This window comes from Epibacterium sp. MM17-32 (assembly GCF_022348205.1).
Classification (GTDB): domain Bacteria; phylum Pseudomonadota; class Alphaproteobacteria; order Rhodobacterales; family Rhodobacteraceae; genus Epibacterium.
In genome coordinates, this window is record NZ_JAKRFC010000001.1 from 382,990 (window position 1) to 402,071 (window position 19,082).

Genomic DNA, 19,082 nt, shown 5'->3' on the forward strand with positions numbered 1-19,082 from the left:
AGGCATTCATGTTGAAATCCCTCAGCTCGGTCTCTCTTGCACTTCTCCTCGCGGCCTCGCCGCTGGCAGCGCAAGAGACGACGGATCAGGACACAGCCGATCAGACTGCGGACACCGCAGAGCAAGATGCAGAGGCACCCGCAGCCACTGCAGACCAGCTGCTGGATCTGGGCACGCCCGCGGATGCGGCGCTTCGGGTGGGGCAGCGCTATTCGAAAGAGAAATTCGGAGATTGGGACCTCGCCTGCGTGCGCACCGACTCCGGCGAAGACCCCTGCTCGCTGCTCCAGGTGCTGCTGGATGAGGAAGGCGGCCCGGTGGCCGAGGTTTCGCTGTTCCGCATCGATCAATCCGGTGGCGGTCTCGCGGTTGCAGGTGCCACGGTGATTGCGCCGCTGGAAACGCTGCTGCCGGCCGGCCTGACGGTCTCGGTCGATGGCGCCCCCGGCAAGCGCTACAACTTCTCGTTCTGCAATTCCGCCGGCTGCGTGGCGCAGATCGGCCTGACCGAAGCAGACATCAACGCGTTCAAACAGGGCAACGAGGCGATCTTCAGCCTGCGCCCGGCGCCCTCGCCGGATACCACGGTGTCGGTACCGATGTCGCTGAACGGCTTCACCGCCGGCTTCAACGCCGTGGACGTGGTCAAGCAATAACCGCGCATAGTCTGAATGTGAAAACGCCCGCCTGACGCATCAGGCGGGCGTTTTTCTTTGGCGTGTTCTGATGGCTCAGACGCGTTTCAGCGCAAGCACCGCGTTCAGCCCGCCAAAGGCAAAGGCGTTCGACAACGCCACGTCAACCTTGGCCTCGCGCGCCTCATTTGGAACCACGTCCAGGGCGCATTCGGGATCCGGCTCCTCGTAACCGATGGTCGGCGCAACCACGCCATCCCGCAACGCCATGATGCAGGCCAGAAGCTCCACCGCGCCGGTGCCGCCAATCAGATGCCCATGCATTGATTTTGTCGACGAAATCATAAGGTTATCGGCATGCGGCCCAAACACGTCCGCAACGGCGGCGCATTCGGTCTTGTCATTGGCGGCTGTGCCGGTGCCATGGGCGTTGATATAGCCGACCTCATCGGCGTTGATCCGTGCATCCCGCAGCGCACCGGAAATCGCACGCGCCGCGCCCTGCTTGCTGGGCATGACAATGTCGGCGGCATCGGAACTCATGGCATAGCCGGCGATTTCGCAGAGGATCTCCGCCCCGCGGGCGCGGGCGTGTTCATATTCCTCGAACACAAAGATCCCGGCACCTTCGCCCTGGACCATGCCGTTGCGATTGGCGCTGAAGGGGCGGCAGGCATCCTTGGACATGACCCGCAACCCTTCCCAGGCTTTGACGCCGCCAAAGCACAGCATGGATTCGGACCCGCCGGTGATCATCGCCGGGCTCATGCCGCTGCGCACCATCTGGAACGCCTGGGCCATGGCATGATTGGAGGAGGCGCAGGCGGTGGAGACCGTAAAGCTCGGCCCCTTCAGGTTATACTCCATCGACACGTGGCTCGCGGCCGCGTTGTTCATGAGTTTGGGAACCACAAAGGGATGCACGCGGTTCTTGCCGTCCTCGTAGACCGACCGATAGTTGTCGTCCCAGGTCGAAACGCCGCCGCCCGCCGTGCCAAGCACCACACCGGAGCGCGCGGCGAGGTCGCCGGTAAACTCGAGTCCCGATTGCCGGATGGCCTGGCCCGCCGCCACCAATGTGAATTGGGTGAACCGGTCATAGAGCACCATCTGCTGGCGGTTGAACCGGCCTTCTGCTTCGAAATCACGGACTTGGCCGCCGATCTTGATGGCCAGACGATCTACGTCGCGAAACTCCAGTTCGCCGATGCCACAACGCCCCTCGCGCATCGAGGTCAGGGTCTCGGCGACGGAATGCCCCAGCGCATTAATGGTTCCAGCGCCGGTAATCACAACGCGTTTCATCGCAAATCCTCTTGTCCCGCCACGTCCGGCGCGATCAGCCCTTTTCGGCGATCAGCTTGTCGATGCCGGTCACGATGGCAGCAACATTTGAAATATCGAAATCGCTCTGTTCAGGTTCATTGGCGTTGAAGGGGATCGTGATGTCGAATTCCTCTTCGATCGCAAAGATGCTCTCAACCAGGCCAAGGCTGTCGATCCCGAGATCTTCCAGCGTGCTGTCGAGAGTGACATCCGAGGGGTCCAGCACCGCCTGTTCCGCGATGATTGCAATGACCTTGTCCTGCGTGCTCATGAAGGGGCTCCTGCGGAAGATAAGTTTGGCAGAGGTTTACTGACTGCTTTGCTATTTGAAAACAGCCTTTTTCAGCGCATCCAGTTCGCGCATCAGCCGCGGCAGGCGGCGTTGTGCCTTATAGATTTCGGTGTGCGTGTCCATCTTGACCGCCGGGTATCCCATCATCACGCGGCCCGCGGGGACATTGGACAGGATCTTGGTGCCGCCCCCGGCGATGACCCGGTCGCCGACAAAAAGATTGTCGGCAACTCCGCATTGGCCACCAAGCACCACATTGTTGCCGATGTCGACAGATCCCGACAGCCCGGTCTGGCCGCACAGCAGGCAATCATTGCCGATGCGGCAGTTGTGGCCAATGTGTACCTGGTTGTCGAGCTTGGTGCCATTGCCGATCACGGTGTCGCGGATGGTGCCGTTGTCGATGGTGCAGTTGGCGCCGATTTCCACGTCATTTCCGATCCTTACGGCGCCCAGCGAATGTATGCGGACCCAGGATTGCGCATCGGTCTCGCCCTGGTCTCCCAGTGTTTTGCGGGCGTTTTCGACGCCGGAGGTCTCTGGGGTGACATAGGAAAACCCATCCGACGCGATCCGGGCGCCGGGCTGGGCGCGGAACCGATCACCGATGGTCACACGCGCCCCGATCGACACCATTTCCCGCAGATGCGCCTGCGCGCCGATGGTCACATCGGCCCCGATGAAGCAATGCGCGCCAATCAGCGATCCTTCGCCGATCCGTGCATTCGGCCCCACCACGCAGAGCGGACCGATGCTGACATCGGCGCCGATCTGCGCTGTCGGATCAATCACGGCGGAGGGGTGGATACCGGGCTGTTCTCCCTGACCCGGGTCGAGCATTCGCGTCACGCCACCCATCGCCAGGCGCGGGCGGGTGGCAAAGATCGCCGCCTCCAGCCCCATGCCCTGCCAGTCTGCCCCGTCCCAGAGCAGCGCAGCACGAGCACTGCCGAGCGCCAGCGCATCGGCATATTTCGGCGCCATGGCCATGGCGAGCGCATCCGGTTTGGCGTCCTGCGGCTCTGCCGCATGGGTGACCGTCAGATCGAGTGCACCAGCCGCCTCAGCGCCAAGTGCATTGGCAATTTCACGAATGGTGAACATCGGGCCATCCCTCCTGAACCGGATCCTTGGCCCGAGACTTAGCCTTGAACGCCGGGGAGTGCCACCCCTGCCTGTTCCAGTGCCGACCAGATCTTTGCGTCACGCCCGTAGACGTCGCGGCGGAACTCGGCGCGCCCCTCCTCGGAGACAAAGGCGGTGCGATAGATGATATGCACCGGCACGTTCTGCTCAAGCTCTACCTTGGTTTCGCGGCCACTGTTCAGAATGCTGTGGAAATACTGTTTCGGATCAGAGGTTTGCCGCGCCAGCAGCGCGTAGGCGAATTCGAAAGGTTTCTGCAGCCGGATGCAGCCGTGCGAAAAGGCGCGCACCTCGCGCCCAAACAGGCTCTTTTGCGGAGTGTCATGCAGGTAGATGTTGTACTTGTTGGGGAACATGAACTTCACCAGCCCCAGCGCGTTGCGGCTGCTGGGCGGTTGACGCATGGCAAAGGGAAAGCTGCGCGCGGTGAACTGGGTGAAATCCACATTGTTGCGGTTCACCACCCGGCCCCGGCTGTCGGTGATTTCGATATAGCTATGGGCGTTCGGGTTGTTCTTCAGCTTTGGCAGATATTCCTTGGTCACGATCGAACGTGGCACATACCAGCTCGGATTGATGACCATATGTTCCATCTCGTCGGAAAACTCCGGCGAGCGGCGGTCGTAGCTGTTGCGGCCAATCACCGAGCGGGTGACAAAGGTTACCTCGCCATTGTCGATGATCTTGGCGGTGAAATCCGTCTGGTTCACGAGGATGTGGCGGTCGCCACGCTCCGGCGTCAGCCAGCGTTCGCGCTCCATCGCGACCATCACCGATTTGATCCGATCGCTGACTGGACGATTCAGCTCCTTCAGCGTGCCCTCGCCGGCGATGCCGTCCACTTCAAGCCCGTGCTCGGCCTGGAACCGGCGCACGGCGTCCTCCAGATCAAAGTCATAGGCGGCGCTGGCGGTCGGATCCATGTATCCCATAGACACAAGCCGGTCCCGGAGCGCCACAACACCTGCCCCGGTGTCGCCCGGCTCCATCTTGCGGACCGGAACCGACGCGCCCCAGCCGCCCGCGGCCAGCAGCGCTTCGAGGCGCAGTTTCTCGCGCAGCAGCGCCCGGTATTGCGCCGAAGCGGGCACCAGGCTTTGCAGGAAGGCATGCGGCCGCTGTTCGGAGATGCCCCGCAGGAGCGCCGTCATGTCGATCTTGTGTTTCTTGCGCACGATGCCGTCGTCAATGCGGGACGGCGTATCGATCAGGCCGGTCTGCAGGTCGGTGGCATAGTCCACAAGCGCGCGGCTCAGCGCAACTTCGACAGCGCCCAGATCGCGGGTGGAGCGCACGGCGCGCATCTGTTCGGTCAACTCGACCACGCGCGGCGCCATATCGGGCAGCCCGTGCTGCGCGGCCTCGTCAAGCGCCTGCATCAAGGCCTGACGCCGGGCCCGGGCGTCCTCTGTGTCGGCGGTCCAGATCGGTTCAAAGCCGTTCTCGCGGTAGAACGCGGAGACATCGGCATCTTCCCACGCCATTTCCGCAACCGCCTGTCGAAAGCCGGCAGTGGAGGCCTGGGAGACACTGGCCCAAAGGGGCGACACGGCCAACGCGGAGGCCATCAGCCCCGCTTTGAGAAAGGACGAAAGTTTTGGTGCGCAAGGCCGCGACATTCTCAATACACTCCAAGATATAACGCAAGGGTTTCAGATAGACCCTAACCGACTGTAGGTAAACGACCCCCTTGCAAGTCCATTCACATTTGCATCAGCCGTGTGGTTGAGGCCGCAATGGTGCCCGTAAACCGCAATAGCGGCGTTTTGTTCCCCGGCAGGAGGGGGAAAAACGCCCCGCCCCTCCCCTTCTGCGCGGGATTTTGCCGAAAATCCGGTGCTTTCCGGCCACAGATCAATCCCGTCTTGGCAGGCGATTCTCGCTGTGCCATACAGCCTGTGCGTATCAAAACGCGTAAATTCCCGACAAATATCGGGCAGTGTGAAAACAAAAGCGTATGGGACAACGCTCATCACAATGGCAGAAAAAAATACCGGGTTTACCCGTCGAGCACTCTTGAAGGCATTTGCGGCAACCACTGTCGCATCCGCCCCCACCTACTCCCAGGCAGCAGGCTTCCTCCGCGGAGGTGGCGATATCCGCCGCATCCGCATGTATTCCGGTCGCACAGGCGAACGCCTCGACATGGTCTACTGGATTGATGGCAAATACATCAAAGATGCGGTCAAGGAGATCAACCACTTCATGCGCGATTGGCGGACCGATCAGGTCAAGTCCATGGATCTGCGCACCATCGACATCATGGCGGCCTCGCACAACCTCCTGGAGGTGAACGAGCCCTACCTGTTGTTGTCCGGTTACCGCAGCCCGCAGACCAACGCGATGCTGCGCAGCCGCTCGCGTGGTGTTGCCAAGAACTCCTTGCACATGAAGGGCCAGGCCGCAGATCTGCGTCTCGCGTCGCGGTCGGTTGGGCAGATGGCGCAGGCCGCACAGGCTTGCAAGGCTGGCGGTGTGGGTCGCTACTACGGCTCGAACTTCGTTCACATGGACTGCGGCGTCGTCCGCACCTGGCGCGGCTAACACACGCCTGTCGCCTGTCCCCGATCTGGTTTGCGCGCTGTTCTGCCACAGCGCGCCCATTCGCGTTTCTAACGCTGGTTCCACCGCCCCCATGCCGCGCACCAATTCAGCACAAGGAATTGCCGGATCGGGTGTTTTTTCCATTGCAGAGGGTACAGCAGCCGCGTATATCGCGCAGACAGACGCACCTGTAGCTCAGCTGGATAGAGCGCTGCCCTCCGAAGGCAGAGGCCATAGGTTCGAATCCTATCAGGTGCGCCACTTATCCCTTTCCTGAAAATGTACCGATGTTGGCATGCGGCAGTAATCCTGACGTGCCGTTGCGCTGGCGGGTGCCTTCTGACACGGCCGCCTCCGCAGCTGGGTCTGGCCCCTAGCCCGCCAGACGTTTTTCTGTGTCCGGTGTCGACATGCTCTCGTCCAGACGCGTTTCGATCCCGGCGATGGTGTCCCGGCGCAGGTCGCGCTTGATCTCGGCGTATGTGGCCGGAGGCAAGCTTGCACATTTGCGCGCCTCTTTCAGGGCATAGCCGTGCAGATCCTCCAGATCATCGGCGATGATTTCGATGATCTGCGCATTGCGCGCGGCGATCGGACCCAGGCGTTGCCCGGTCAGCATCAGACGCCGCTGGGTATTGGTGTCCAGAGATGCGCGGGCAATTTCCATAAGCGCCGCCGGATACCCCTGGCCCTGCTGGACCTGCGACAGTTCGAACCCGGCCCGTGCGTGGGCGACCCGGACGTCGCTGGCCAGAACAAAGAACATGCCGGCACCGGAACAGAGCCCGGCACAGGCCGTCACCACCGGCTTTGGACTTGCGTAGAGCGCCAGAAAGGCGGCGTTCAGTTCCGCGTCTGGACGCTCTGCGCCTGCTGCGTCGTCAAGCGGCAAACCGGTGCAGAAATCCTTGAACGGGCTTGTCAGCAGCAGCGCGCGAACGCTGTCATCCCGGGACAGGGCCATGATCTCGGTCTGAAAGTCGCGCAGGAACGCGACCGTCAGCCGGTTCTCAGGCGCATGGCCCAGTTGCAACTCCAACACGCCATCCCCATGCGGCCGCCGGTTGAGCCATTCCTCTTGTGCCATATTCACCCCCAGTGATGTCTCAGGACCACAGGCGCACGTCACCCGCGGTTCACGGGTGCGAGTCTCTGACGGGAGGTTTGCCAATCTATTACCAGCCTCAGGCAATACGTGCGCAATTGTAGCTGTTTCACCCGGGATGCAGGCTGTGGCGGAGGCCAACGCCCTGCCCTGACCAGCGCCGAGGCCGGCCTCCGCCTCGGGTAGATGTTTGGTCTGCATTTGTTTTTCACGTAGCGCACTGATCTTGACCTCACCGACAATGCGCGCATGACTGGGGTAAGAGACTGGTTTTTCACCGCGACGCCCCGAAAAACTCAGGCTATGTGTGGTGTCGCACCGCCGGAACGCCAGGCCTGTCTTCCGGATCAGGCAAGCGCCCCGGCGTGATCTAGAAAGGACAGATGATGAAGAGCGTATTGATCCTCAATGGCCCGAACCTGAACCTGCTGGGCACCCGGCAGCCGGAGGTCTACGGGTCACAGACGTTGGCGATGGTCGAAGATGCCTGTCGCCAGCATGGGGAACAAGCCGGTCTGGAGGTCGCCTGCTACCAGTCGAATCACGAAGGGGACCTGCTCGACCAGATCCATGCGGCCAAGGGCAAATATGACGGCATCGTTCTGAACGCCGGGGCCTATACCCACAGTTCGATCGCGCTGATGGATGCCATCTACTCTGTCGAGGTGCCCACGGTCGAAGTTCACCTGTCCAACATTCATGCGCGCGAGACGTTTCGCCATACCTCCTACATCGGGCGCGCGGCGCTGGGGCAGATCTGCGGCTTTGGCGCCTTTGGCTATCTGATGGCGATCGACGCCTTGCTGCAGCACCATGCCAGCCGGGAAGTGTCATGACGCTGAGCAACTATCTCCACCGTCTGACCCAGTTCAAGACCATGGAGGAGCTGTGGCATGCCCATGTCAACCAGATGGGCCGCTACGGGTTTGACCGGCTGATCTACGGCTATACCCTGTTCAAGACCGCGACGTCGCTCGGCGATCCGGACGATTTTGTGATCCTGAGCAATCACAGCCCGGAGTATCTCAACGGGTTCCTTGCCGAGGGGCTCTATGCCGATGCGCCAATGCTGGACTGGGCGCTCACCAACGAGGGCTTTGCCAGCTGGCGCCGCGCCCATGACATGGCGCGTGCCGGGCAACTGGATCCCAAAACCCAGGCCGTTTACGACTTCAATCAGCGGATGGGCGTGAAGGCCGGCTATACCATCAGTTTCAACTCGGCCACGCAGCGGTTCAAAGGCGCGATCGCCCTGACCGCGCGGCGGGATCTGACCCAGGATGCGGTTGATGAAATCTGGGAGGCGCATGGGCAGGACATCCTGCTGATGAACAATGTTGCGCATCTGAAAATCCTCACCCTGCCCTATCATGCGCCCAATCGGGGGCTGACCAAACGGCAGCGCGAGGTTCTGCAATGGGTGGGCGATGGCAAGACCACGCAGGACATCGCGATCCTGATGGGGCTGACACCCGCAACCATCGAAAAACACCTGCGGCTGGCGCGCGAATCCCTCTGCGTGGAGACCACGGCGCAGGCGGTGCTGAAGGCGGCGCTGCACAATCAGATGTATGCCGTCGTGACCTGAGGATTCGCCCCGTCACCCGATCCGGAACCGATCTGCCAGAGGCAACATTTTTACGACGTTTTGTTGATCCTTCCCTGAAGTACACACGCGAAGAGGTAAGGAAATCAAGACTTTCGCCTTATGCGTTAAAACGACATAATCTAGGCGTTCCGTGAGTGGTGGCTTAGCCTGGGAACTACGGGAAACGATCCTTGAAATTACAGGGCTCTCCGACCTGTCCGGTCGTTGGTGTGTATTGTTCCATGCCAACGACCGGAGATATTCCACACATCAAACATCAAACATCACACGTCACCAGGACGGCCCCCGCGCTTAGCGGGCATTGTTGCGTGCCGCTCTGCCCGTGGCTTGGGCTTCTGATGAACGCCCAAAACGAAAAACCCCCGGCGCGCAGAGGCACCGGGGGCAAGATCTTGGCAGTGGAGCCGGGCTTAGCCCTGAGCGGCTTTGGCCACTTCGGCTGCGAAGTCTTCTTTTTCGACTTCGATGCCTTCGCCAACCTCAACGCGGATGAAGCCGGTGATGGTGGCGCCCGCTTCCTTGGCTGCGGCTTCCACGGTCAGGTCCGGGTTCACCACGAACTGCTGGTTCAGCAGGGTGGATTCGGCGACGAATTTCTTCATGCGACCGTCGATCATCTTTTCGATGACCTGCTCCGGCTTGCCGGATTCGCGGGCGATGTCGATCTGAACCTGACGCTCTTTCTCGACGATGGCCGGGTCCATGTCCGCCTCGGACAGGGCCGCCGGGTTCACGGCTGCGATGTGCATCGCAACCTGCTTGCCGATGGCTTCGTCGCCGCCGGTCAGTGCGACCAGAACGCCGATTTTGCCCATGCCGTCGGTGGCTGCGTTGTGCACATAGGACACGACGGTTTCACCTTCCAGCTTCGCCATGCGACGCAGGGTCATGTTCTCGCCGATGGTGGCGATCTTGTCGGTCAGGGTGTTGGCAATGGATTTGCCGCCCAGATCGGCTTCGGCCAGCGCTTCGACGGTGTCCACCGAGAGGGCTGCCTTGGCGATGCCGGCGACCATCTCCTGGAACTCGCCGTTTTTCGCGACGAAGTCGGTTTCGGAGTTCACCTCGACAGCAACACCTTTGCCGCCGTCGACGACCACGGCCACCAGGCCTTCTGCGGCGGTACGGCCGGATTTCTTGGCCGCTTTGGCGAGGCCCTTGGTGCGCAGCCAGTCAACGGCAGCTTCCATGTCGCCGTCGTTCTCGACCAGTGCTTTTTTCGCGTCCATCATGCCTGCGCCGGTGGATTCGCGCAGTTCTTTCACCATTGCTGCAGTGATTGCCATCTTAGGCTCTCCTCAAGTCAAATGCGGTTTGGGGCAGGTCTACCCTGCCCCGCATGTCAAATCGATGACAGGCTGTCGGATCAGGCCTCGGCGGCCTCTTCCGCGACGGCTTCTTCGACCGGTGCTTCTTCCAGTGCACCAAGGTCAACACCGGCCGCGCCAAGCTGAGCGGACATGCCGTCCAGCGCCGCACGGGATACGAGATCGCAGTAGAGCGAGATCGCACGCGCCGCGTCATCGTTGCCGGGGATGATGTAGTCCACACCTTCCGGGGAGCAGTTGGTGTCGACGATGGCCACAACCGGGATGCCCAGCTTGTTGGCTTCGGCGATCGCCAGGGCTTCTTTCTTCACGTCGATGACGAAGAGAAGATCCGGGATGCCGCCCATGTCGCGGATGCCGCCGAGCGAGGCTTGCAGCTTCTGCTGGTCGCGTTCCATGCCCAGGCGCTCTTTCTTGGTCAGGCCTTCGGCGCCGGCTGCCATGCGCTCGTCGATCTCTTTCAGACGGTTGATCGACTGGGACACGGTTTTCCAGTTGGTCAGCGTGCCGCCGAGCCAGCGGTGGTTCATGTAGTACTGCGCGGATTTCTCTGCGGCTTCGGCGATCGGCGCTGCGGCCTGACGCTTGGTGCCGACGAAGAGAACGCGGCCACCCTTGGCAACGGTTTCACGGATCGCGTTCAGCGCCTGATCCAGCATCGGAACGGTCTGGGTGAGGTCCATGATGTGGATGCCGTTGCGCGCGCCGTAGATGAAGGGCGACATGCGCGGGTTCCAGCGCTGAGTCTGGTGACCAAAGTGAACGCCAGCTTCCAGCAGCTGACGCATGGAGAACTCGGGAAGAGCCATGCTATTCTATCCTTTCCGGTTTAATCCTCGGCGGGGGTTCAGAAGCGGATGCCTCCAACCGGCGGTCTGTCAGGGATGTCTCCCCTGTACAGGCCAAACCCCGCCTGCGGGTTCGATGGCGCGCGTATAAGCCAGCTTGGCCAGCAGCGCAAGCGCAAAAGCGCGGCATCAAGGCTGTTCCAGCACATCCTTGCGCAGGGCCTGATGTCCGGCCCGCACGATGTCGCAACAGGCCCGGGCCAGCGACTTGCGATCCGCAAAGTCGCGCACCGCCAGCGGGCTGTGATAACGCAGTTCCACCCGCCCGGGGGCGCGCGTGGCGAGAACTTTCAACACATGCGGGCCAAAATCCATATCCCCCCACCAGCCGTAGTAACGCGGATCAGCGCCATCGGGGGCGTGAAAGACCACCGAAACCGGCTGCACATGGAGCCGATCCCGCAGATCCGCGTCAAACAGAGAGGCAAACAGCGTGGTCTTGAAGGGCAGCACCTGCAAGCCGTCGGTGGAGGTCCCTTCCGGGAAGAACAGCAGCTTGTGCCCGGCTTTCAGCCGCTTGGCAAAAAGGGTTTTCTGCGCGCTGGCCTGTGACCGGTCGCGCTCAATGAACACTGTGCCGGTGGCCCGTGCCAGCCAGCCGATCCCGGGCCATGCGGCGACCTCGGATTTCGACACGAAATAGATCCGCTTGGTGGCGTTGAGTGCAAATATGTCGAGCCAGGAGGTATGGTTTGCCACCACGATCCCGGGCTGCGACATCGGGGCGCCTGTCGCCTTGAAGGACAGACCGAGGATGCGAAAGGCGTTGCGGCAGACAAACATCGTGATTGCGGGGCTGACTGGCCGATGCAGGCCGCACAGCGGGCGTTCGACCAGCCGGATCAACAGCATCAGCACCAGCCCGCCAAAGATCAGCACCGCCAGCGGCACGCCGCGACGCAAGGCACGCACCCAATCGCGCCCGGACAGTGTCATCGTGTCCGGTGGAGTATCGCTGTTCCAGCTGACGCTCATTCCGCGCTGCTGCCCCGCGTGTAGATCCGGCTCTGGCGCGCGTTCATCCGCGCGGTATCAAGGATCAGGCACACATCGGTGGTGTTGAAGTCATGATCGACAAACGCGCCATCGCCTACAAAGCCCCCGAGCCGCAGATAGGCCTTGATCAGCGCCGGGGTCTCCAGCATCGCGGTGCGCCGGTCGATCTGCTCTGGCGGCAGCAGGTCCATAGACTGATAGCGGGTTGACCGCACCCGGAGATCCTCGGGCGCTAGATGGTTGGCGTTCAGCATCGACAGCGGCTGTGCCAGCGCGGCGGGATCGGTGCCGTGGAAGGAGGCGACGCCAAACAGCACCTCGATGTCATGCGTGGCCACATACTCCGCCAGACCGTTCCAGAGGTGGAACATGGCCATGCCGCCACGGTAGTCGCGGTGCAGGCAGGAGCGCCCAAGCTCCAGCAGCTTGCGCCCGGACTGTCGCAGCGGGGTCAGGTCGTATTCGTCTTCGGAGTAGAACTGTCCCAGCGCCGCAGCCTGATCGCTGCGCAACAGCCGGTACACGCCGACCACCTCGTCGGTGCTGGTGTCGCTGACCAGCATGTGATCGAAATACGGGTCGAACTTGTCCTGTTCCAGCCCGGCCTCGTGGTCCACTAGGTCGCCACTGCCGCCGAGTTCGCGCACAAAGACCTCGTAGCGCAGCGCCTGCGCGGCTCTGAGGTCCTCGTCCGTTTCGGCAATCCTCACGGTGAATTGCGGCGCGCCATCGTGCATAAGTCTGTTCTACCCCTGATCTGTGGCGGGCAAATAGCCCATCGGCATGTTCGCGCGCAAGATATATGCACACTTGTCTGTGATTGGTTAACCTTTCATAAACCGTTTTTACGGATCAAAGACTGGAACAAGGGCAACGCGCGCACCGTCAAAGACGACTTTGCCCTGGTCGGGAAAATTGACTGTGATCTTGCCGCCCACGTTTGACTGCACCTGCCCGACGCCCCACTCCGGGTGATCGGGATGGCGCACAAACATGCCGGGGGCCAGGATCGCGTTGAGGTCGTTCATATCGGGATGACCCTATTGGAGGAAAGTTATGGGTGTAGATAACGCCAATTTGGCCGCATTGGTAGGCTCTCGGATCTGTCACGATCTGATCAGCCCTGTGGGGGCCATCAACAACGGCCTGGAGCTGCTGGGCATGTCCAACACGCTGGACGGCCCGGAGCTGGAGCTGATCTCGGACAGCGTCAACAACGCCAATGCCCGCATCCGTTTCTTCCGGGTCGCCTTTGGCGCTGCCGGTGAACAGGAACTGGGCCGCGCAGAAGTCGAAAGCGTGCTCGCCGATGTCAGCAAGGGCGGGCGGATCAAGTACAACTGGTCCTCCGACGGGGCGGCCGCACGGCGCGAGGTCCGCATGGCCTTTCTGGCGGCGCTGTGCCTGGAAACCGCCCTGCCCTATGGCGGGACCGTGCAGATCCTGCGCAGCAGCGACAGCTGGACCGTGGTGGGCGAAGGGCGCAAGATCAATGTCGATGAGGCGCTCTGGTCCGGGTTGAGCGGCCAGGACCACAGTGCCGAGATCACACCGGCCCTGATTCAGTTTGCCCTGCTGCCGGAAGCAGCGCGCGAGGCTGGACGGCGCGTGAGTTTCGATCAGACCGTCGACAAGGTCTCGATCAGCTTCTAGGCGGATGACCCAGCCTCTTCACGGGAGGCCTGTCTGAAACGTTGAACAACGCCGCGCAGTCTGCCGCGGCGTTGTTGGTTTTTCGGGCGTCTCCGCCTGCTAGGTGCGCACGGTGCCGTCACCGCGCACCAGATATTTGAAACTGGTAAGCTGCGTCGCCCCGACCGGACCGCGCGCATGCATCTTGCCGGTGGCAATGCCGATCTCCGCCCCCATGCCGAACTCGCCGCCATCGGCAAACTGGGTGGAGGCATTGTGCATCAGGATCGCGCTGTCCAGCTCCGCGAAGAACTGCGCCACCGCCGTATCGTCTTCGGTGATGATGCAATCGGTGTGGGCCGAGTGATAGCTGCGGATATGGGCAATCGCCTCGTCGATGCTTGCCACCTTCTTGGCCGCAATGATTGCATCGAGGTATTCCTTGCCCCAATCCTCGGACGTCGCGGCCTGCATGCTGTCCGGGCCGGGCAAGCCCTCTTCGGCGTGGATTTCGACCCCGCCCATAGCGAGCAGGTCCAGCACGTCCTTGCCGATGGTTTCGGCCACATCCTGATGGATCAGCAGACATTCCGCAGCGCCGCAGATGCCGGTGCGCCGGGTCTTGGCGTTCAGGACCACATCGATCGCCTTTTTGCGGTCGGCGTGTTTGTCGATGTAGATGTGTACGATCCCCTCGAGATGGGCAAAAACCGGCACGCGGGCCTCGCGCTGCACCAGCCCCACCAGCCCCTTGCCACCACGCGGAACGATCACATCCACGTAGTCGGTCATGGTCAAAAGCTCCTGCACCGCCGCGCGATCACGGGTCGGCACCAGTTGCACGGCGTCCTCGGGTAGACCCGCAGCCCGCAACCCGGCGGCCAGACAGCCATGGATCGCCTGCGCCGAATGCAGGCTCTCGGAACCGCCGCGCAGGATCACCGCGTTGCCGGATTTGAGGCATAGCGCGCCCGCGTCCGCGGTCACATTGGGGCGGCTTTCATAGATCACGCCGATCACCCCAAGCGGGGTGCGCACGCGTTGGATCCGCAGGCCGGTGGGTTGCGTCCATTCTTCCATCACCGCACCGACGGGGTCATCCTGCGCCGCAACAGCGCGCAACCCATCCACGATGCCCTGAATACGCGCCTCATCCAGCATCAGCCGGTCCATCATCGCAGAGGACAGCCCCTTGTCGCGACCAAACTCCAGATCCTTGGCATTGGCAGCGATAATGTCGTCACGCTTGGCCCAGACCGCATCTGCGGCAGCGGTCAGAGCCTGTTCTTTCTGTGCCGCGCTGGCGGTGGCGAGTTGTTGCGCAGCCGCTTTGGCGCGCGTGCCGATGTCTGTCATCAGCGCGGGAATATTTTCCAGATCTTTCATGTCTTTGCCCTTTGTTTCCCCAGGCGGGGTCCGAGCCGCACCGCCACGTCGCGCGGCGGTGGGAAATCTCGCATGCTCAGAATGACAGGATCAAAGCGCCATGTCATCCCGATGGATCAAGGCCGCGCGCCCCGCATAGCCGAGGATGTCCTCGATATCAGCGGAGCGGTGCCCTTGGATGGCGCGGGCTTCCTCTGCCGTGTACCGGCTGAGCCCCTGCCCCAGTTTGCGCCCGTCTGGGCCGAGGATGGCCAGCGGATCCCCGCGGCCAAAGTCACCCTCCACATGACGCACCCCAGCGGGCAGCAGACTGTTTCCATTTTGCAGCGCCCTGGCGGCGCCCTCGTCCACGGTGATCACACCGCGGGTCTTCATTGCGGCGATCCAGCGTTTGCGCGCCACCTGCGGATCCCCTTGGGCGGTGAACCACGTCGAGGGCGCACCTGCCTCAAGTGCTGCGACCGGCGACATCACCGAGCCTTCGGTGATCGCCATGGCACAGCCCGCGGCAGTCGCCATCTTGGCGGCCAACAATTTGGTGATCATGCCGCCCTTGGACAGGCCCGACACCCCGTCGCCCGCCATCGCCTCGATCTCGGGCGTGATGGTATCGATGCGATCAAACCGTTTGGCCTGCGGGTCAAGCGCCGGATTGGCGCTGTAGAACCCGTCCACATCCGACAGCAGGATCAAGACATCCGCCTCCACCGTCACCGCGACCTGCGCGGCGAGGCGATCATTGTCGCCATAGCGGATCTCGTCGGTGGCAATAGTGTCGTTTTCATTGACGATGGGCACCGCGCCCAGCCCGATCAGCGTCTCCAGCGTGGCGCGGGAATTGAGGTAACGGCGGCGGTTTTCGCTGTCCTCCAGCGTCACCAGAACCTGCGCGGTGGTGATGCCATGCGGGGCCAGCGCCTCCTCATAGGCGCGCGCGAGACGGATTTGGCCCACGGCAGCGGCGGCCTGCGATTGCTCCAGCGGCAGATCCGCACGCGGCAGGCCCAATGCACCGCGCCCCAGCGCAATCGACCCCGAGGACACAAGGATCACATCCTTGCACTGCTCTTTCAGGCGCGCAACATCCTGCGCCAGCGACAGGAGCCAGTCCTGCCGCAACGCGCCGCTGGCGCGATCCACCAGCAGTGCAGAGCCGATCTTGATGACGACGCGACGCGCCGTGTTCAGGGCTGCCAAGGGGTGTCCTCCTCCTCGGACGCCTCCGCCTGTTTGATCCGCAGGCGGTCATCGTCGATCTCGGCCCGTACGGCCCGCAGCACTTCGTCAAGACCCTCGCGGCTGACGCTGGACATCATCCGCACCGGAGCGCCGACTTCGGCCTCAAGTGCGGCGCGTGCCTCGGCGCGCTCCTCGTCATCCAGCGCATCGATCTTGTTCAGCGCCGTCACCCGGGGCTTACTGGCAAGCTCACCGCCATAGGCCTCAAGCTCGTTGATGATGGTACGGTAGTCCTCGGCAACGGTTTCAGATGTGCCATCGACCAGATGCAGCAACACCGCGCAGCGTTCCACATGGCCCAGGAAGCGATCACCGATGCCGCGGCCCTCATGCGCGCCTTCGATCAGGCCGGGAATATCCGCCATCACGAATTCAGTGTTATCAATCCCCACCACCCCGAGGTTCGGGTGCAGCGTGGTGAAGGGATAATCGGCGATCTTTGGCCGCGCGTTGGAGGTCGACGACAGGAACGTCGACTTGCCCGCATTCGGCAGGCCCAAAAGCCCCGCATCCGCGATCAGCTTCAGCCGCAGCCAGATGGTGCGCTCAACGCCCTCCTGACCGGGGTTGGCGCGGCGCGGCGCCTGGTTGGTGGAGGATTTGAAATGCAGGTTGCCAAAGCCACCGTTGCCGCCCTTGGCGAGCAGCACGCGTTCGCCGACCTCTGTGAGGTCCGCCAGCACCGTTTCTTCATCCTCGTCGAGGATCTCGGTGCCCACCGGCACCCGCAGTACAATCTCGTCCCCGTCCTTGCCGGAGCGCTGGCGCCCCATGCCGGACTGGCCGTTTTTTGCAAAGAAATGCTGCTGATAGCGGAAGTCGATGAGCGTGTTCAGCCCATCCACGGCCTCGGCCCAGACCGAGCCGCCCTTGCCGCCGTCACCGCCATCGGGACCGCCGTATTCGATGTATTTCTCGCGCCGAAAGCTGACGCAACCGTTCCCGCCGGCGCCGGAGCGAATGTAGACCTTTGCCAGATCGAGGAATTTCATGAGTAGGCCTCTGTGTTCGAGTTGGATCGCCAATACTTGAATTCAGGGGATGGCTCAACCCTGCGTCTGTGGTGGTGGCGCGGCCGGTAGCGGTCGACAGAATGCGGGCCATAAAAAACGCGGACCCGCATCAGCGCGTCCGCGATGTCTGTCGCCGGCTGACCGCAGGGTTACAGCTTGCGGCTGTAGGTCCAGGTCGGGACATTGGCATTGCGCGCGACGGAGAAATCCTCCGCATCGCCCAGGTATTCGAACCCGCAATGCGCCAGAACCCGCGCCGAGGCCGGATTGTCCTGAAACACGCTGGCGAACATGGTCGCATCCCCCAAGGGGTTGGCTTCGACCAGCAATTGCACCGCCTTGGAGGCCAGCCCGGTGTTCCAGAACGGCGGCGCCACCCAGTAGCCGACCTCGGACTGGTTGCGGTCCATGGATTTCAGGGAAATCACCCCCATCAGCTCCGGACTGCCGTCCTTGGTGCCATCCATCGCCCAGATGAATTCGCCCTGCGCAGCCTCCATCGCCCGGCTTACATAGGCCTCTGCCGCGCCGGGGGGATAGGGATGCGGGATCGGCGCTGTCATCTTGGCGACCCGCGCGTCCCCTGCATAATGTTCGATCAAACCCGCATCCGACGGCCGCAGCGGCCGCAGATCAAAACGATCTGCCTCGATGATGGTTTGCCGATCTGCCTGATCCAAACCCATGACCACGCTCCTCCTCAAAAAAACTCAAACTGCGGCAAGACTGGGACTTTGCTCCTCCATCCCCTTGCCAATGAGATGGGAAGCGCCGGAATGGGAAACAAGTCACGTTTTCACGCACTTGCGGTACGATCCGACAGGTCCATCCAGAAACGAAAAGAGGGACCGGTCTTTTAACCGATCCCCCTGAAGATTTTATTACCCTTTGGGTTCGGTTTACTCAGCGGCCTCCGCCGCCGGGAGAACCGAAATAAAGGTGCGGCCCTTGAGGCCCTTGTGGAAGGTCACGTTGCCGTTGGCGGTCGCAAAGATGGTGTGATCTTTGCCAATACCAACGCCTTCGCCCGGCCAGAACTTGGTGCCGCGCTGACGCACGATGATGTTGCCCGCGATTGCAGACTGACCACCATAAAGTTTCACGCCAAGACGACGACCTGCGGAGTCGCGACCGTTACGGGACGAACCGCCAGCTTTTTTATGTGCCATTCTTGTCTCTCCTTAGCCTTGAGCCAGCTCTTTGGCCTGCTCAACCCACTCGGGTTTGATCTTGACGGCGTCGATACCAGCAATGTCGTCTTCAGACAAGGCTGCGATCTGAGCGAAGGTGGTGAGGCCAGCGGCCTCCAGCTTCTTGGCGGCGGCAGGGCCAACACCGGTCAGCTGGGTCAGATCGTCGGAACCGGCAGCAGCTGCGGGGGCAGCGGCTTTGGCAGCCTTGGCTTTCGGCGCGGCTTTGGCAGCGGGTGCTGCATCGCCTTTACCGGTTGCCGCTTTGACGCCGGACGCATCCGCACCGGAGGACAGGATCTCGGTGATCTTGACCAGGGTCAGCTTCTGACGGTGACCGACAGTACGCTTGGAGGAGTGCTTACGACGACGCTTGACGAACTTGATGACCTTGTCACCTTTGATCTGTTCGACCACTTCCGCCTGCACGGCAGCGCCGGACACAAACGGAGCACCAACGACGGGGGCATCGCCACCGATCATCAGAACGTCATTGAATTGAACGGTTTCGCCAGCGTCTGCAGCCAGTTTTTCCACGCGGAGCATATCGCCCGCCTGAACTTTGTACTGCTTGCCGCCGGTCTTGAGGACTGCGAACATTTCAGTCTTTCCTTTTCTACCCGCGTCCTTCGGTCCCCTTTCGGGTGTTTGCGACGGGGCCTCGCCCCCTCACCTCGAACAGCGCGCCCCGAGAACGGGACGGTATGACAATAAAACCCCGGCGCGGAGAGTCCGGGCCGGGATGCGGGCTTTTGGCCCTGTTGGCGCTTGAAGTCAACCCTTCTGTGCGGGC

The 19,082-nt window shown here is 62.1% G+C and carries 21 protein-coding genes and 1 tRNA gene; 6 read left to right on the top strand and 16 right to left on the bottom strand.

Annotated elements, in window-relative coordinates; translation table 11 throughout:
- Positions 1–8 precede the first annotated feature (8 nt).
- Positions 9–656, top strand: coding sequence for an invasion associated locus B family protein (locus tag MHM88_RS01820; RefSeq protein ID WP_239359421.1), 648 nt, complete (start codon positions 9–11; stop codon positions 654–656).
- Positions 657–731: 75 nt separating this feature from the next.
- Here the strand turns inward: MHM88_RS01820 and MHM88_RS01825 are convergent, their stop codons facing one another.
- The 4 genes from MHM88_RS01825 to MHM88_RS01840 are packed head-to-tail and all read right to left on the bottom strand — an operon-like array spanning position 732 to position 5,018.
- Positions 732–1,940, bottom strand: coding sequence for a beta-ketoacyl synthase (locus MHM88_RS01825; protein WP_239320162.1), 1,209 nt, complete (start codon positions 1,938–1,940; stop codon positions 732–734).
- Positions 1,941–1,974: 34 nt separating this feature from the next.
- Complete coding sequence (locus MHM88_RS01830; RefSeq protein WP_239320161.1) at positions 1,975–2,232, bottom strand: acyl carrier protein; 258 nt, start codon at positions 2,230–2,232, stop codon at positions 1,975–1,977.
- Between the two features lie 51 nt (positions 2,233–2,283).
- Positions 2,284–3,357: a UDP-3-O-(3-hydroxymyristoyl)glucosamine N-acyltransferase gene (gene lpxD / locus MHM88_RS01835; RefSeq protein ID WP_239320158.1), complete on the bottom strand. Its 1,074-nt coding sequence runs from the start codon at positions 3,355–3,357 to the stop codon at positions 2,284–2,286.
- A gap of 38 nt (positions 3,358–3,395) precedes the next feature.
- Positions 3,396–5,018, bottom strand: a complete 1,623-nt coding sequence (locus tag MHM88_RS01840; RefSeq protein ID WP_370645677.1) for a murein L,D-transpeptidase — start codon at positions 5,016–5,018, stop codon at positions 3,396–3,398.
- Between the two features lie 358 nt (positions 5,019–5,376).
- Between MHM88_RS01840 and MHM88_RS01845 the strand changes: the two genes are divergently transcribed.
- Entirely contained in the window at positions 5,377–5,943 is a 567-nt protein-coding gene (locus MHM88_RS01845; RefSeq protein WP_239320152.1) for a DUF882 domain-containing protein, read from the top strand.
- Between the two features lie 184 nt (positions 5,944–6,127).
- A tRNA-Arg gene (locus MHM88_RS01850) sits at positions 6,128–6,204 on the top strand.
- A gap of 112 nt (positions 6,205–6,316) precedes the next feature.
- Here MHM88_RS01850 and MHM88_RS01855 read toward each other — a convergent pair.
- Positions 6,317–7,030, bottom strand: coding sequence for an enoyl-CoA hydratase/isomerase family protein (locus MHM88_RS01855; protein WP_239359422.1), 714 nt, complete (start codon positions 7,028–7,030; stop codon positions 6,317–6,319).
- 404 nt (positions 7,031–7,434) lie between these two features.
- On the opposite strand from MHM88_RS01855, the gene aroQ reads away from it, so the two are divergent.
- Complete coding sequence (gene aroQ / locus MHM88_RS01860; protein WP_239359793.1) at positions 7,435–7,884, top strand: type II 3-dehydroquinate dehydratase; 450 nt, start codon at positions 7,435–7,437, stop codon at positions 7,882–7,884.
- A complete protein-coding gene (locus MHM88_RS01865; protein WP_239359423.1) occupies positions 7,881–8,636 on the top strand; it encodes an autoinducer binding domain-containing protein in 756 nt (251 codons plus the stop codon). The genes aroQ and MHM88_RS01865 overlap by 4 nt, the downstream gene beginning before the upstream one ends.
- 431 nt (positions 8,637–9,067) lie before the next feature.
- On the opposite strand, the gene tsf is transcribed toward MHM88_RS01865, so the two are convergent.
- The 5 genes from tsf to MHM88_RS01890 form a co-directional block, all read right to left on the bottom strand.
- Positions 9,068–9,943, bottom strand: coding sequence for a translation elongation factor Ts (tsf, locus tag MHM88_RS01870; RefSeq protein WP_239359424.1), 876 nt, complete (start codon positions 9,941–9,943; stop codon positions 9,068–9,070).
- Between the two features lie 80 nt (positions 9,944–10,023).
- The gene (rpsB, locus tag MHM88_RS01875; RefSeq protein WP_239320137.1) at positions 10,024–10,794 is read right to left on the bottom strand and encodes a 30S ribosomal protein S2; all 771 of its coding nucleotides are present in this window, start codon (positions 10,792–10,794) and stop codon (positions 10,024–10,026) included.
- A gap of 168 nt (positions 10,795–10,962) precedes the next feature.
- Positions 10,963–11,808: a 1-acyl-sn-glycerol-3-phosphate acyltransferase gene (locus tag MHM88_RS01880; RefSeq protein WP_239359425.1), complete on the bottom strand. Its 846-nt coding sequence runs from the start codon at positions 11,806–11,808 to the stop codon at positions 10,963–10,965.
- The gene (locus MHM88_RS01885) at positions 11,805–12,566 is read right to left on the bottom strand and encodes a GNAT family N-acetyltransferase (protein ID WP_239359426.1); all 762 of its coding nucleotides are present in this window, start codon (positions 12,564–12,566) and stop codon (positions 11,805–11,807) included. The genes MHM88_RS01880 and MHM88_RS01885 overlap by 4 nt, the downstream gene beginning before the upstream one ends.
- Before the next feature lie 108 nt (positions 12,567–12,674).
- Positions 12,675–12,857: a DUF3553 domain-containing protein gene (locus tag MHM88_RS01890; protein ID WP_239320132.1), complete on the bottom strand. Its 183-nt coding sequence runs from the start codon at positions 12,855–12,857 to the stop codon at positions 12,675–12,677.
- 28 nt (positions 12,858–12,885) lie between these two features.
- On the opposite strand from MHM88_RS01890, the gene MHM88_RS01895 reads away from it, so the two are divergent.
- Positions 12,886–13,482: a histidine phosphotransferase family protein gene (locus MHM88_RS01895; RefSeq protein WP_239320130.1), complete on the top strand. Its 597-nt coding sequence runs from the start codon at positions 12,886–12,888 to the stop codon at positions 13,480–13,482.
- 99 nt (positions 13,483–13,581) lie between these two features.
- Here MHM88_RS01895 and MHM88_RS01900 read toward each other — a convergent pair whose 3' ends face one another.
- The 6 genes from MHM88_RS01900 to MHM88_RS01925 all read right to left on the bottom strand — a co-directional run bounded on the left by MHM88_RS01900 (position 13,582) and on the right by MHM88_RS01925 (position 18,889).
- Entirely contained in the window at positions 13,582–14,847 is a 1,266-nt protein-coding gene (locus tag MHM88_RS01900) for a glutamate-5-semialdehyde dehydrogenase (RefSeq protein ID WP_239359427.1), read from the bottom strand.
- 90 nt (positions 14,848–14,937) lie between these two features.
- Positions 14,938–16,044 (bottom strand): glutamate 5-kinase, encoded by a 1,107-nt coding sequence (proB, locus tag MHM88_RS01905; RefSeq protein WP_239359429.1) that lies wholly within the window; start codon positions 16,042–16,044, stop codon positions 14,938–14,940.
- A complete protein-coding gene (obgE, locus tag MHM88_RS01910; RefSeq protein WP_239359430.1) occupies positions 16,032–17,078 on the bottom strand; it encodes a GTPase ObgE in 1,047 nt (348 codons plus the stop codon). Before obgE ends, proB begins: the two co-directional genes overlap by 13 nt.
- Before the next feature lie 170 nt (positions 17,079–17,248).
- Positions 17,249–17,785, bottom strand: coding sequence for a GNAT family N-acetyltransferase (locus MHM88_RS01915; RefSeq protein WP_239320123.1), 537 nt, complete (start codon positions 17,783–17,785; stop codon positions 17,249–17,251).
- A gap of 213 nt (positions 17,786–17,998) precedes the next feature.
- Entirely contained in the window at positions 17,999–18,268 is a 270-nt protein-coding gene (rpmA, locus tag MHM88_RS01920; protein WP_005611266.1) for a 50S ribosomal protein L27, read from the bottom strand.
- Positions 18,269–18,280: 12 nt separating this feature from the next.
- Positions 18,281–18,889 carry a 50S ribosomal protein L21 gene (locus MHM88_RS01925; RefSeq protein ID WP_239320121.1) on the bottom strand — a complete coding sequence of 203 codons (609 nt, stop codon included), beginning with the start codon at positions 18,887–18,889 and terminating at the stop codon, positions 18,281–18,283.
- Positions 18,890–19,082 lie beyond the last annotated feature (193 nt).

Excerpts from the sequence above, each read along its gene's own strand:
- MHM88_RS01820 (WP_239359421.1), top strand. The coding sequence starts at position 9 with ATGTTGAAATCCCTCAGCTCGGTCTCTCTTGCACTTCTCCTCGCGGCC.
- MHM88_RS01825 (WP_239320162.1), bottom strand. The coding sequence starts at position 1,940 with ATGAAACGCGTTGTGATTACCGGCGCTGGAACCATTAATGCGCTGGGG.
- MHM88_RS01830 (WP_239320161.1), bottom strand. The coding sequence starts at position 2,232 with ATGAGCACGCAGGACAAGGTCATTGCAATCATCGCGGAACAGGCGGTG.
- lpxD (WP_239320158.1), bottom strand. The coding sequence starts at position 3,357 with ATGTTCACCATTCGTGAAATTGCCAATGCACTTGGCGCTGAGGCGGCT.
- MHM88_RS01840 (WP_370645677.1), bottom strand. The coding sequence starts at position 5,018 with ATGTCGCGGCCTTGCGCACCAAAACTTTCGTCCTTTCTCAAAGCGGGG.
- MHM88_RS01845 (WP_239320152.1), top strand. The coding sequence starts at position 5,377 with ATGGCAGAAAAAAATACCGGGTTTACCCGTCGAGCACTCTTGAAGGCA.
- MHM88_RS01855 (WP_239359422.1), bottom strand. The coding sequence starts at position 7,030 with ATGGCACAAGAGGAATGGCTCAACCGGCGGCCGCATGGGGATGGCGTG.
- aroQ (WP_239359793.1), top strand. The coding sequence starts at position 7,435 with ATGAAGAGCGTATTGATCCTCAATGGCCCGAACCTGAACCTGCTGGGC.
- MHM88_RS01865 (WP_239359423.1), top strand. The coding sequence starts at position 7,881 with ATGACGCTGAGCAACTATCTCCACCGTCTGACCCAGTTCAAGACCATG.
- tsf (WP_239359424.1), bottom strand. The coding sequence starts at position 9,943 with ATGGCAATCACTGCAGCAATGGTGAAAGAACTGCGCGAATCCACCGGC.
- rpsB (WP_239320137.1), bottom strand. The coding sequence starts at position 10,794 with ATGGCTCTTCCCGAGTTCTCCATGCGTCAGCTGCTGGAAGCTGGCGTT.
- MHM88_RS01880 (WP_239359425.1), bottom strand. The coding sequence starts at position 11,808 with ATGAGCGTCAGCTGGAACAGCGATACTCCACCGGACACGATGACACTG.
- MHM88_RS01885 (WP_239359426.1), bottom strand. The coding sequence starts at position 12,566 with ATGCACGATGGCGCGCCGCAATTCACCGTGAGGATTGCCGAAACGGAC.
- MHM88_RS01890 (WP_239320132.1), bottom strand. The coding sequence starts at position 12,857 with ATGAACGACCTCAACGCGATCCTGGCCCCCGGCATGTTTGTGCGCCAT.
- MHM88_RS01895 (WP_239320130.1), top strand. The coding sequence starts at position 12,886 with ATGGGTGTAGATAACGCCAATTTGGCCGCATTGGTAGGCTCTCGGATC.
- MHM88_RS01900 (WP_239359427.1), bottom strand. The coding sequence starts at position 14,847 with ATGAAAGATCTGGAAAATATTCCCGCGCTGATGACAGACATCGGCACG.
- obgE (WP_239359430.1), bottom strand. The coding sequence starts at position 17,078 with ATGAAATTCCTCGATCTGGCAAAGGTCTACATTCGCTCCGGCGCCGGC.
- MHM88_RS01915 (WP_239320123.1), bottom strand. The coding sequence starts at position 17,785 with ATGGGTTTGGATCAGGCAGATCGGCAAACCATCATCGAGGCAGATCGT.
- rpmA (WP_005611266.1), bottom strand. The coding sequence starts at position 18,268 with ATGGCACATAAAAAAGCTGGCGGTTCGTCCCGTAACGGTCGCGACTCC.
- MHM88_RS01925 (WP_239320121.1), bottom strand. The coding sequence starts at position 18,889 with ATGTTCGCAGTCCTCAAGACCGGCGGCAAGCAGTACAAAGTTCAGGCG.